Raw genomic sequence first — 12,411 nt, 5'->3', positions numbered from 1 at the left:
CCTCAATGCACCGTCGCCAACCAAAGCGCCGCGGCGATCCACGCCGCCAGCAGCCAGCTTTGTTTGTCGGTCGCGGCGAACACCACCGGATCGTCGTGCATCTCGCCGCGGTGCGATTTCATCCACACACGCGTGATCCAGTAGAGCAGCGGCGGCAACACCATCCACAAGGCCCAGCGGTTGGGATAGAGCCCGCCGACATCGGCACTGTTGACGTACAGCGCCATGACCAGAATGGCGATGTAGCCGGCCGCCGTGCCCTGGCTCAGCAGTACCGGCATGTCGCTCACCAGATAGCCTCGCCCGGCGGCCTTGTCCTTGTGCTGCTCGCGTACCACCAGCATTTCCGAATACCGTTTGACGATGGCCAGGCTCAAGAACATGAACATCGAAAACGCGAGCAGCCAGAACGAGGGCACGATGGCCGTCGCCGCCGCGCCGGCGATGATGCGCGAGGTGTAGAGCGAGGCCAGCAGCATCACGTCCACGACCACCTGGTTCTTGAGCCAAACAGAGTAGAGGCAGGTGATTGCAAAGTACGCCAGCAGGGTGCCGGCGAAAGCAAGCGGCAACTGCGTGCAGATCGTCACCGCGCCGGCCAACAGCAGCGGCACCATGCCCACCCCCTGTGCAATGGACATTGCGCCGCAAGCGAAGGGCCGATTGCGCTTGCGCGAATGGACCCGGTCCGCCGGCAGATCGAGCAGGTCGTTGATCACATAGACGGCCGAGGCACACAGCCCGAAGGCCAGAAAGGCCAGCAGCGCCGCCATGACGGCCGCGCCGTCGGACGTCTGGTGGGCGGCCAGCAGCGGGATGAAAACCAGCAAGTTCTTCGCCCACTGATGCAGTCGCACCGCCTTGGCAATGATTTTCAGCGAAGGCCGGGGCAGCGAGATCGTCTGCACCACGGTGGCCGCCAGCGCGGCGGCGCGCTGCAGGGCGCGCGATGAACTGACCACGATGGCGCCGCCGCTGGCCGCCCAAACGGGGAGATCGGTCGGACCATTGCCGGCGTAGACGAAGCCGCCTCGCCCGAACATCTGCTCGAGCCGGGCGGCCTTGCGCCGGCCCGACAGGTTCACCTCGCCTTCGGTGGCCACAACCTGGTCGAAGACGTCGAGGTGCCGCGCCACGGCCTCGGCCTGGCAGCGCGGCGAGGCGGTCGCCAGCACGGTGGTGCGGCCTTCGCTGCGCGCTTGGCGCGTGAGTGCCACGACATCCTCGTTGTAGGGCAGCGTCGCCGCGTCGAGTTCCACGCGCTCGGCAATGCGCTGCTTGAGAAAGGCCTTCCCCTTGAGCAGCCACAAGGGCAGCAGCAAAACGGACAACCAGGAACGTTTGAGCAGCAACAGCGCCGACTCATGCAGCAGGTCGGTGCGGATGAGCGTGCCGTCGCAGTCGATGCAAAGAGGCAAGCGCGATTCGGCCGTCATCAGCCGCCCCGCGCGATCATCACCACGCCGCCGGCGATCAACAGCGTGCCTGCCACGCGCTGCACGTTGAGGGCGTCGCCCATCACCAGCCAGCCGAGCAGCATGGTGAAGACGAAACCGATGCCGACGAACGGGTAGGCGAAGCTCACCTCCACTCGGGCCAGCACGCCGAGCCACACGACGGCGCTCAGGAAATAGAGCAGCAAGCCCAGCACCACCCACTGGTTGGTACCGACTTGCAACGCCAGTTCGCCCCAGCGCCGCGAAGCCAGCGTGGCGCCGATCTGGGCATTGCTCATGCCCGTCTTGAGCAGGATTTGCGCGAAGGCCGACATGGCGACACTGCCGATGATCAGGAAGAAGGTGCTTGCTTGCATGACGTGCTCAGGTCGGGTGGGGACGCTTCGGATCGATCGATGGCTCAAGGGTGCGCGCATGGCGAGCCGCGTCGTACAACTCCAACATCCGGTCGGCTTTGACCTCCCAGTCGTAATCGCGCAGCACTTTAGCCCGCCCGGCCCGACCCATGCGTCCCCGCTCCGCGGGCGAACTGGCGAGCTGCACCATCGCCTCAGCAAAACCTTCGGCCAGCCCCTCTGCGTTTGCCGGCTGTACAAGCACGCCGCAGCTGTGATCGAGGTAATCGAGCGGCCCGCCCCAGGCGGTGGCAATGACCGGCTTGCTCATCGACATGGCCTCCAGCACCACGGCGCCACCGCACTCATGAATGCTGGGCAGCACCAGGCAATCCGCTCGCACGAGGCTCTCGGCGCAGGCTCGCTGGGAGAGCCAACCCGTGAAGCACACCTGCCCTTCGCCGTCCTGCTTGCCGTCGCCAAAGCCCAGGCTCGAGGCCAGCGCTTGCAGACGCTGCCGCTCGACGCCATCGCCGATGACGACAAGGCGTATGCGCACCCGGGCCGACGCCGCCTTGAACGCGCGCAGCAGAATGTCAACCGCCTTCAATGCCACGAGCCGGCCCATGAAGACGAAGGTGGTCACTTCCGCGGGCTCGGGGCGCTTCGCCGTGACCGGCTGCCACAGCGCCAAATCCACGCCGTTCTCAACCACCTCATGCACCCGCGTATTGATCCCCGCAGGCAGAGCACGCCGCGTGCGCTCATTGGCGACCAGCAAGAGTGCGGCCTGGCGCTTGCCGGGCATGAGCCGGTTCAGCACGCCCGAGGCGAGCGTGCCCACGCCAAACATTGCACGTTCGACCGCGCCGCGGTGGCGGCGAAACGCCGGGGGATAGTCCATGCCGCCGTTCATCGGGCCGATGAGCACCGGCACGCCGAAGCCGAACATCATCGAGGGCTCGCGCGGCGACACCGGCATGGGCTGGTGCACGACGTCGATGCCTTCGGCCGAGACCAGACGCCGGACCACCTTGCGCTGCGCCACTTGCGTGGAAAGACGCGAAACAAACCCGAGGGTGAAAAAGGCGATGCGCGTCGGCAGCTTGCTGCCCAGGCGGTGCATCAAGCGGTGCAGCGGCGTATCTTCGATGTAGTGGATGCGCTGCTCGCCCGGAAAAAGCCCGGTCAGTTCTTCCCGCCGTCGGGCGTGGGTCACCAGCCAGACGGCCATGCCGCGCTGACGAAAGACGCGGAAGTAATGCAGCGCCAGCGCCGCCTCGCCACCGAACTGGGCTGAAGCATGCTCCGCCACGATCAGCAGGCGCAACGCGGACCGCTCCTGCGCTGGTGATTCACTTTGCTCGCTCATGTGCTCGAAGCTCCGGCGCTCTACTGCAGGTGGCGGCGTTCGGGGGGCAAGGCCTCCAGAACCCAGGACCAATCGCAGCGCTTGGGCGGCAGTTTGCCGCCGCAATGAAGGGTGACGCCTTCGAGCATGTTGTCGGTGAAGTTCTCAACCGAATGGAACTGCAGCAACCGGGAAACCGCTTCGCTGTTTCGGTAATCCTCAGCCGCCTCGAGCCCGCTCTCGAGCGCTCGCGCAAACGCGCCGCTGTCGGCAATGTTCACCCGCTGGCCTACTTCGAATCTCAGCACCAGACTGCGCGACCAGCCCAGGTCGTTGACGACGACGGGTCGGCCGGCCGCCACGGCCTTCAACGCGAGCGAGGCCAGGCCCGGGAAGTCGTAGTAGACGGGAGTGACCAGATCGAGCGCTTCGAACCCATGCCCGAGCTCCTCGACCGACAGAAAACGGTTCATCACAACCAGCCGCCCGCTCGCCAGCAAATCCGCATACCGATCGCGGATGAGGGCGGCGAACTCCGGCGCCAACCGGCCGCCGAGCAGCAGCCGGTCGGTGGCGGCCAGCCTGGCGTCGCGAAAAGCGGCGAGCAGTTCCGGAATGGCTTTTCGGCGGTCGAGCGAGCCGAGCAAGCCGACGTAACGACCGCCCGGGTCGATGCCGAGCAGCCGGCAAGCCGCCTCGCGCCCGATGGGCTCGAGCGAGGGCACCGGGTCGCCGACCAGCCTGACCTCGGTCTTGCCTTCGTGCCGTTTGCGCTTCAGGTGCTCGTAATAGTTGAAGTTGACGAAGTTCATGCGTGCGAGCCGCAGGTGGCCGTAGATCCGGCCATAGACCAGTTCCTTGAAGCGCTGCTTGCCCGTGACCAACGAAGGCCCGTAGCCGGTGTGGAAGGTGGCCTCGACGGGGCCTGCACCCTTCAACAGGTCGAGGCCCAGAAACTGGGACCCGGCGATGGCCCAGCTCTGAGCGTCGGCCGAGGGCAGCAGTGTGTAGTCCGGCCTCACCGTCCGGATGGCGTCGGCCAAGTTTTTCGCCGCACGGTATCGGTCGGCCGGCCGCAGCCGGGGCGAAAGCTCAGGAACCGAGACGGTGAACGCGACGTTGCCCAAAGCTGCGAGGCCGGCGCGCTTGCCAGGCGATTGGGGTGAGGCCATGAATCGGGGCGTCACGGCGACGACGACCTCGTCCACAAGCCCGGCAAGGCGCGGCAACAAGCACTCGAGATAGTTGTCGTAGTGGCCGCCATGCCACTGCTCGAAGACGAGTACCTTCATTTAAGCAAGGCCGCCACGGTGGTTTCGACCGAACGGGCAACGCTGTCGGGCGAATAGTGATGGCGGACCGCCTCGCGGCCCGCTTCCCCCAGGGTTCGGGCACGCGCTTTGTCTTGCATCAGGCCGATGCACGACGCCGCCCACTCGGCCGGTGTTCTGGCAACCAGGAAGTGGACGTTTTCTTCCAGCTTGGGCTTGAAGCCGGAACACACGAAATCCGACACCACTACCGCGCACGCATGAGCTAAAGCTTCGAGCACCTTGATCTGCGTGCCGCCGCCGCTGAACACCGGCGCGATCACCAGCGACGCGCAGGCGTACTCAGCCACGAGATCGTCGACGAAGCCGGGCGAGTCGACGCCCGCCACGGCACTCCAACGCTTGCCGTTCTCGCCAGACCGCTTGCCGACGATCTGTAACCGGGCGGACGGCATGGAGCGGTAGATGTCCGGCCAGCAATGCGCGACGAAGTACTCGACCGCCTGCACATTGGGGCCGTACTCCAGGTTTCCGACGAAGAGCACCGTCGGTTGCCCCGGTTCGGCGCACGGCAGCACGCTCACCACCGGCGTGATGTTCGGCAGCATCGAACCCGAGACGACCCGAAACGTCGCCATGTCGGCTTCGTTGACGAACCAGACGTGCGAATAGCGCGGCAAGCCCAGCCTCGTTACTGTGTCGCGCGCCAGCTTCCTGCCAGCGGCCACGGCGCGTCGCAAGGGCGGCGCAGATTCCTTGGCATGGCGTTTAGAAAGGTCGTCAGCGTCCAGGATGAACGGCGCATTCACGCAGGGCCTCACGTACAGACCCAGCAACAGGTAGCGCACCACGACCAAATCGAAGCTCCGGCCTTCCAGGGCTGCGCGGATCATCTTGCGAACGGCATTCAGGCTGCGCTGCGGCCAGGGAAAGAAGGCATGCCGGAAGGTGATGCTGGCCGGCACACCGGGGGCTGGATGCGGCACGAAGCGGTTCGCATTGCCGGGGGTCAGCACGAGCGTCGTGACGTCGCCGCAGTTGCGCAAGGCCTGCAGCAAAACATTGCTGCGCAAGGCACCGCCGTACGAGCGGTCGTCCGGCGAGGTCGGGCTGACAAAAAGGATGCGAGGGGCGGTCATGCCTGACCCAAGCTCTTGCGGATGTCGAACACGACCTGCTCCGCCCGGCATCTGACGCGGTCGAAGGGGTCCATCTTTCGCAAGTTCATGAAGCAGGTGCGGCCCTCCTCCAGCAATGCCGACAGGTACTTCTCCTGAAGAATCGACCGCGCCTTGTCGGCGAAGTGCCCTGCGTTGCTCGCCGTCAGCGGCGCGGCTTCGCGCCACCTGGAACCGGGCAGCGCACCGAAGAGCCAGGCCTTCAAGTGATTCTTCAGGGCTTCGTCCAGATCGTCGGAGAAGAAAGCATCGATGTCCCCCACGCCCCGGATCAGGCCATCGAGTTGCGGATGATGTACACGCCCCTTCAGAACCCCGAGCGCCAGTCGGTTCAGAGCAAAGATGTTGGTCGTGATCCAGCGATGCGAGCGGGCGCCTGCGATGCAATACGGACGAGGCAGGGTCTCGAGGCTTCCCACCGCCGCCGGGGCATGGTGGCTGACCGGCTCAGTCACATACGAAGCCAAGGTCTTGCGATGCCGACTGCAAAAAAACTGATGGGTCGCGACTGTGTCATTGAGAAAAAGCACCCAATCGAACTCGCCGTTGGAAAGCACCCGATTCAGGCCGAACTGATATGCGCCGAACTCGTGCCCGCTGTTGTCGTGCAGCGCCACCGCATCGATGAACGCATGACGCCCTGCGAGCCCGAGCAAGCGGTCCTGCAGCGCCGGATTGTTGTTGACCAGGATGCAATGCGCAGGCGGTGCCCGTCCGGCGATTCTCGACAACTCCCGCAGACTCGCTTCGCAGCATTGCGGGTAGTAGTGGACGGAGACGATGGCGAGTCGCGGCATGAACGGTGAACGTCGACGATTCTTGTTTTATCGGCAGCCGAGCACGTCGCGCCTCAACGACGCATGCCGAAACGGCGCGTCACGAAGCCGATCATTTGCGCAAGCACACGCCCCGAACTCAGCATAGCAAACAGGCGGTAACGCCTGAGGGCAGGCTTCATCCCCGCGCGGAACGCGCCGTAATCGCCTGCTTCGACGGCACGGCGGAACATGCCGTGGCTGTGATCGCCGAGCTCCACGCGGGCGCGATAGACAAACCTCTTGAACAGGGCAGTCCGGTGCTCGACGCCGAACTGGCGCTTGCGCGGCGCGGGTTGCCGTACGCGGTGTCGGTCCGCGAGGCGCACTTGCAGACCTTCGCGGCGATGCCGGTAGTTGCCGCCCTGGCTGGCGACGAACTCGTCGGCGTCGGAATCGAACAGGACGATGTCGCCGCGCTGCTCGCCCTCTTTCAGGATGGACGCAACCTGCTCGTTGCGCAGCACATGGATGTTCGTGCCACGCCAGTCGCCTTCGTACTGGGGCAGCCAAGCGTCGCCGAAGCACACGTCGGCGAGTTCGCCGGCGATGTCGTCGCAGAAATCGCAGGCGCGAGGTCGGAACATCGCGAGGCCCCAGTCGCTGCCGAACAAGGTTCTCGAGGGGGCCTGTACCACCCGCCCGGTGCCTGCTTCGGTGGCCGCGACCGAATAGGCGTTGGCGGATTGATGCTCGTCCTTCACCCGGAAATCGAAACGGCCCAGCCGCTCGGGCGGCACGCCCATCTGCCAGGCGAAGTTCCTGGCGAAGGCACCGCTTTTCAGGTGGCCGCACACCAGCCCGACCATGAAAACGAGCTGCTCGCGCAAGGCATCGTCTTCGCGGCACAGCAGGCGGGCGGCCTTGATGAAGCAAGGCACGCCGACCAGCGCATAACGCTTGCCGTCCCCGCGCACGGCCGCGAGCACCCGCGACATCTCAATTGGGTAATAGCGAGACTTGCTGTTGCGCGCCACGTCTTCTGCACGGTATGACAAGCGGTAGCCCATGAGAGTGCCCTCCGCGCCATTCGGGCCCCCTTCCGTGTCGCCGACATGGATGATTCCGTCCACGAGCCCGCGTTCGAGTAACTGGCGCAGCACGTAGCTGGTCAGGCCGCCAGAGCTCGACTGCTTGACAAGGCCGGCATCGACCACTCGCCCGGCCCCCACGCTCAGATAACGCCCGATCACTCCCGGCCGAGCCGCGGGCATGTCGGGCCACAGTTCTTCGGCCAATCGGTCCTCGTCGAGAGCATCGTCCGAGAAAGGGCACACCGGCGAGAGCGCATCGACTGCACGCTCGCCCAGCGGCGTCAGGTCGGCTTGATAAAGCTCGAAAGGCGTCCAGCGCATCACGGCAGGATCGCGCGCTGCGGCCGCGCAGGCGCCGCAGCCGACGCAAAAGCCCCCGTCTATCACCTGGCGTATGCCGAACCGGCCCGCCGTCATTGCGCCCCCTGAAGCAAGGTGTCGACGTTGCGGCGCGACGCGTCGATGACCGCCGGCAATCGCTCGGCGACCCGCGCCGTAAGGGCCGGCAGCTCGTCGATCAACTCGCACATCATGCGGACCAGCGACTCGCCATCGGCAAGCGCTGCGGGGGCCAGCAGGTACTTCTCGGGATAGTCGAAATGCTCGAAAAGCCCGTGAAACTTGTCCTGATAGGTCAGGGCCGCGACGGGCTTGCCCATGCCCAGCGTTGCGATGGCCAGGTGCATTCGTCCCGTGACCACGGCGTCCATCTCGCCAGCAATGGCCTTAAGTTCGGCTGCGCTGAACTTGCGCGTGCAGTACATCAGGCGCGGGCCCAGCTCGTCGGCCAAGGCCCGATGAAGCGGCTCGAGGCAGGCGTCGTCGCTCTGTGCGCCGCGGTAGTCGTGCGAGATCAGCAGGACCGACACGGCGCGCCGGGCCATGACCGTTCGCAGGGCATCGACCGCGGCACGCACCAACGCGGCGATGTCATCCGCATTGGACGAGCGCACGAGCATCGGGTGGATGTTGAAGCCCAGCACCCGATCGCCCGCCGCCCGGCGGCTCGACGCCCAGGCGTGCACCGCCGCGATGTCCGGTGTCGGCTCCGCCGGCTCGAGCATGAATGCGGCATCGGCCACCAGGGTGGCCGGCGTTCGGCAGAAGCTGCGCAAACGTTCCAGGGACACTTTGTCGCGCACATTGACCGCGACCTCGGGGCTCAGACGGTTGAACACGGCCTTGAGCAAGCCGCTCGGCTGGGCGTTGAAACTGAAGCCGAGGATCATCGCCCTGACTCCGCGGCGCGCCATGACATCGGCCAGGACCAGCAGCTTGGCGGTGAGAACCGGGCTGTAGTAGCCGTCCATCACATCTGCGCCGACGATCGCAACGCGGTTCGGGCGAAACCGCCGCATGCAGGCGTAGTCCTGCGCGAAGTGCGAACTCCAGGCAGGCACAGCAATCATTCCGAGGCCCTCGGCGGCCTTTTGCGCCTGAGGCGTCGCGGTGACGACACCGACAGTGAGGCGCGGGTGCTTCTCGCGGAGCTGCGAGGTCACCGCCATCATCATCGCCTCGTCGCCTTTTGCGCCGATCAGGGTCCACGGATCGCTCGGCAGGATCAGCAGGCGAAGGGCCGATTCACTTGCAACCGGCTCCGGGTTGGCGATTGACCACCACGCCGCCCAGCCCCTCAAGCGGGCAATGCTGAGCCGATTGCGAAGCGACTTGAAGAGGGTGGAGATCATTCGGCGAGTAGATAGGTCGAACACGAAAGTTCGATCTGGCGACGCACTCGAGGCTGAACGCCGAAGAGGAGCGCGTCACCGGGATTGCCGGTGCGGCTGGCCCAGAGCAGGCTCATCAGCGCGATCGCTGCACTGTCGAGATGCGAAACGCCCCACAGATCGAGATGTAGGGGCTCGCGGCTGCCGGCCGCGTCAGTGAAGGCCTTGCGCAGAGGCGCGAGATTCGCCGCCGTCCACGCACCCTCCAGACGCAGCACGGCAGCTTGCGGGCCTTCTTCGAGACTGACTTTCGCAGCACCGAGTTGTTGCCGGCTCGGCCGCCGGAGAAAGGATTGCAGCGCAAGCGGCAGGACGCGCCGCATCAGCAAGGCGGCAAACGCCAGCCCATCGCTCCCATATCGCCGCCACAACGCCGGCTCTTCCTTGATGCGCCACACCCATTCGAGCCCGCCGCGTTGCAGCCACGGCGGCGCACGCTTCACGTTGCCGGCCACGAAGTTCATCACGGCGCCCAAGTGACTGATCACCGGCGCGCGCAGGCGCGAGCGGTTGTGTTCGATCCAGGCCTGCCCCTTGCGCGCACCCAGCGCGACGACCACGAAATCGGCGCCAGCAGCGTTGACCCTGGCGATTCGCTCTTCGCCGCTCATCGCTTGAACCGACTCGAAGCCCGGCGCGTCGAAACCGACGCAGCTCAATGCGCCCGGCTCGGCATTCAAGCTCTCGCATGCGGCACGGGCCACCCCATCGGCGCCGCCGAAGAAAAAGAGCTTGATGGGCGTGCCGGCGTCGCGCCGCAGGCGTTCGAACACGCTGGCACCGGCCACTCGTTCGCGCAGCGGCAACCCGAGCAGCCGCGCCACCCAGACCAGCGGCATGCCGTCGACGATGCTCAGATCGCTGTGCAGCACCGAATTGCGAAACGCCGCGTCGGTTTGCGCCGCGACCACGAAGTTGAGGTTGGGCGTGGACAGGAAACACGGCTTGCGCTCGCGCGCGGCCTGCTGGACCCGCTGCACCGCGGCGTCCAGGCCGATCGCGTCGAAGGGCAGGCCGAGCAGGCAGTAGACCTCACGGTTGAAGTCCGGCTGCAACGCCCTGCTCCCGGTGAATTTCGGCCAGGGCTCTTTCCTTGCCGACCATCAGGGCACGCCACTGATAGCGCCGCAGGAAGCGGCGAAACGCCAGGTCGCCGTAGCGCGGCTTGCCTTGCAGCGCGCTCTTCAGCCAGCCCCACAGCATGGCCGCGCTGCCCACGACAACCGGCGCCTCACGAACACGAAACAGCGCGCTGGCCAGCATGTAGAAGAAGCCGGTGCCCATGAAGTACTGGCCGAAGCCGTGCCGCATGCGGCCGGTGAGGATGCCTGTCTGGCTAGAGCCCATGGGCCGCAGATGGACGAAGCGCAGGTCGGGATCGTCCCAACTGCGGGCGCTGTAACCCAGCATGCGGCAGCGGTGGCAGTCGATGCCGTCCCACATGACCTCTCGCACGAAGCCGCCGATCTGCTGGAAGCGTTGCGCGCGGTAGAACTTGGTCATGCCGAGCGACATGTCGTCGCCGTGGTTCTCGTTGACCAGTGCATCGCCCTTGCGCACATAGGCCTTGCCGCTACAGGTGGCGAGGCGGGGATCGGCTTCCATGCGCTGCATCAGCAGCTCGAAGTAGCGGGGCGGCAGGCTCAGGTCGAGGTCGAGCTTGCACAGATAGTCGTAGTCGTTCGGATCGATGGAATCGAAGCCGTCGTAGAAGGCTTCGATCACGCCCGGGCCCACCGCCCGGCGGCCACGGTCCTTGCGCGTGACCACGGTGATCCAGTCGTGCCGCGCCTGGTATTCGGCCAGAATGGCCGGCGTGGCGTCGGTAGAGCCGTCGTCGACGATGACCCAGCGCGCAGGGAGCACCGACTGCGCGACCACCGTGTCGAGCGTCTGGCGCATGAAATCGGCTTCGTTGCGGCAGGGCGATATGAGGACGTATCGGCGGTTCATGGAGCCGGGGCTCGTTGGCGAAGGCTGGGAGTCTGCCGCAGCGGGCACGAGGCCACAGTGCGTCATCAGACGATCGATGTTCACGGCTTGCCCGAATTCGGCCTCGACATGGGCCTGTGCCGCCGTGGCCAGGCGTTCGCGCAGCAGGGGCTCGTCGAGCAGGCGTTGCAACTGCTCGGCCAGACTGGCCGGGTCGGTGGGCTCGGCGAGCAGACCGGTGCGATCGTGCACCACCAGCTCCGGGATGCCGGACAAGCGTGTGGACACGACAGGAACGCCCTGCGACATGGCTTCCATCAGCACCACCGGAATGCCATCCATGTCGCCCTGCGCGTCGGTCTTGCAGGCCAGCACGAAGGCGTCGAGCGTGTGGAGCCACGGAGTGACCGCCGCATGTTCCAGCGCTCCTTCGAAGCGGACGCGGTCGTGCAGGCCAAGCTGCCGGGTCAGCGCTTCGAACTCGGTGCGCAGCGGGCCGTCGCCGGCGATGCTCAACTCGACTTCCGTGTCATGGCGAAGCCTTGCCATGGCACGCAGCAGATCGTCGACACCTTTCTTCTCGACCAGCCGGCCCAAGGTCCCGATCCGATAGCGCGGGCGCTTCTCGAAGACGGGCCGGTCGGCCCGCGGCGGAAAACTTACGCCGCAGCGCACGACCGCCAGTTTGTCGGCCGGCAGGCCGAGCGAGCGCAGGTAGACGACGTTGTGGTGAGAGATGGTGAGCATCTTCTGGGCTCGGCGGGCCTTCTGCGGCAGCAGCAGCGCGCGCTCGAAGATGTCGTTCGCGTGCGCCATCACGGTGAAAGGCAGCCCGGTGAAGGCGGCCGCATACATGCCGATCTGCGTGGGCACGTGCGCGAAATGCACGTGCAGGTGAGTGCAGCTCGCGTCCTGCAGCAGCCGGGCGAGGCGGGCGGCGGCGAGCCACTGGTAGGCCAGCTTCCAGGCCTGCAGGCGCCACGGCTTGACGGCGAGCATGTCGCTCAGCAGCCATGAGAACGACTCCAGGCTGCCGCGACCGAAGTGCGGCAGCGCGGCAAGCGCTTGCAACACCGCGCGGGCCGACGAATCGCCATACAAGACACGTGTGCGTGCTGCCAGCGAGGCCTGAGCCGAAGCGGGGTGTGTCGGCCGATGAACCGAAAATGGTACCGCCTTCACGCCGCATCGCTCCAGCGCCAGCAGTTCTTCGTAGACGAAGGTGGCCGACAGCGCCGGAATTTCCGGTGCCAAGTAGGCCACGATGGCCGCTGCGCCAGGCTCGTGGACAGACAGTTGCATGCTCGC

General features: G+C 66.0%; 10 protein-coding genes. All 10 read right to left on the bottom strand.

The window, feature by feature from the left end:
- Positions 1-2: 2 nt before the first annotated feature.
- The gene (locus H0W38_RS00140; protein WP_292450488.1) at positions 3-1,418 is read right to left on the bottom strand and encodes a UbiA family prenyltransferase; all 1,416 of its coding nucleotides are present in this window, start codon (positions 1,416-1,418) and stop codon (positions 3-5) included.
- Between the two features lie 17 nt (positions 1,419-1,435).
- The gene (locus H0W38_RS00135) at positions 1,436-1,813 is read right to left on the bottom strand and encodes a hypothetical protein (RefSeq protein ID WP_292450487.1); all 378 of its coding nucleotides are present in this window, start codon (positions 1,811-1,813) and stop codon (positions 1,436-1,438) included.
- A gap of 7 nt (positions 1,814-1,820) precedes the next feature.
- Positions 1,821-3,164, bottom strand: a complete 1,344-nt coding sequence (locus H0W38_RS00130) for a glycosyltransferase family 4 protein (RefSeq protein WP_292450486.1) — start codon at positions 3,162-3,164, stop codon at positions 1,821-1,823.
- 20 nt (positions 3,165-3,184) lie between these two features.
- Positions 3,185-4,435, bottom strand: coding sequence for a hypothetical protein (locus H0W38_RS00125; RefSeq protein WP_292450485.1), 1,251 nt, complete (start codon positions 4,433-4,435; stop codon positions 3,185-3,187).
- On the bottom strand, positions 4,432-5,553 hold the full coding sequence (locus tag H0W38_RS00120) for a glycosyltransferase family 4 protein (protein ID WP_292450484.1): 1,122 nt from the start codon (positions 5,551-5,553) through the stop codon (positions 4,432-4,434). The genes H0W38_RS00125 and H0W38_RS00120 overlap by 4 nt, the downstream gene beginning before the upstream one ends.
- On the bottom strand, positions 5,550-6,248 hold the full coding sequence (locus tag H0W38_RS00115) for a hypothetical protein (protein ID WP_292450483.1): 699 nt from the start codon (positions 6,246-6,248) through the stop codon (positions 5,550-5,552). The genes H0W38_RS00120 and H0W38_RS00115 overlap by 4 nt, the downstream gene beginning before the upstream one ends.
- 194 nt (positions 6,249-6,442) lie before the next feature.
- Positions 6,443-7,858, bottom strand: a complete 1,416-nt coding sequence (locus tag H0W38_RS00110) for a Coenzyme F420 hydrogenase/dehydrogenase, beta subunit C-terminal domain (RefSeq protein WP_292450482.1) — start codon at positions 7,856-7,858, stop codon at positions 6,443-6,445.
- Positions 7,855-9,132, bottom strand: coding sequence for a polysaccharide pyruvyl transferase family protein (locus tag H0W38_RS00105; protein WP_292450481.1), 1,278 nt, complete (start codon positions 9,130-9,132; stop codon positions 7,855-7,857). The genes H0W38_RS00110 and H0W38_RS00105 overlap by 4 nt, the downstream gene beginning before the upstream one ends.
- A complete protein-coding gene (locus H0W38_RS00100; RefSeq protein ID WP_292450480.1) occupies positions 9,129-10,226 on the bottom strand; it encodes a WecB/TagA/CpsF family glycosyltransferase in 1,098 nt (365 codons plus the stop codon). Before H0W38_RS00100 ends, H0W38_RS00105 begins: the two co-directional genes overlap by 4 nt.
- Positions 10,204-12,405, bottom strand: coding sequence for a glycosyltransferase (locus tag H0W38_RS00095; RefSeq protein WP_292450479.1), 2,202 nt, complete (start codon positions 12,403-12,405; stop codon positions 10,204-10,206). Before H0W38_RS00095 ends, H0W38_RS00100 begins: the two co-directional genes overlap by 23 nt.
- Between the last annotated feature and the right edge of the window lie 6 nt (positions 12,406-12,411).

It is taken from the genome of Methylibium sp. (assembly GCF_013817365.1).
Classification (GTDB): Bacteria; Pseudomonadota; Gammaproteobacteria; order Burkholderiales; family Burkholderiaceae_C; genus Methylibium.
This window is presented reverse-complemented; position numbering and strand designations above follow the sequence as displayed.

What these genes read in the sequence shown, in the direction of transcription:
- H0W38_RS00120 (WP_292450484.1), bottom strand. Translation starts at nt 5,553, where the DNA reads ATGACCGCCCCTCGCATCCTTTTTGTCAGCCCGACCTCGCCGGACGAC.
- H0W38_RS00135 (WP_292450487.1), bottom strand. Translation starts at nt 1,813, where the DNA reads ATGCAAGCAAGCACCTTCTTCCTGATCATCGGCAGTGTCGCCATGTCG.
- H0W38_RS00095 (WP_292450479.1), bottom strand. Translation starts at nt 12,405, where the DNA reads ATGCAACTGTCTGTCCACGAGCCTGGCGCAGCGGCCATCGTGGCCTAC.
- H0W38_RS00125 (WP_292450485.1), bottom strand. Translation starts at nt 4,435, where the DNA reads ATGAAGGTACTCGTCTTCGAGCAGTGGCATGGCGGCCACTACGACAAC.
- H0W38_RS00130 (WP_292450486.1), bottom strand. Translation starts at nt 3,164, where the DNA reads ATGAGCGAGCAAAGTGAATCACCAGCGCAGGAGCGGTCCGCGTTGCGC.
- H0W38_RS00110 (WP_292450482.1), bottom strand. Translation starts at nt 7,858, where the DNA reads ATGACGGCGGGCCGGTTCGGCATACGCCAGGTGATAGACGGGGGCTTT.
- H0W38_RS00105 (WP_292450481.1), bottom strand. Translation starts at nt 9,132, where the DNA reads ATGATCTCCACCCTCTTCAAGTCGCTTCGCAATCGGCTCAGCATTGCC.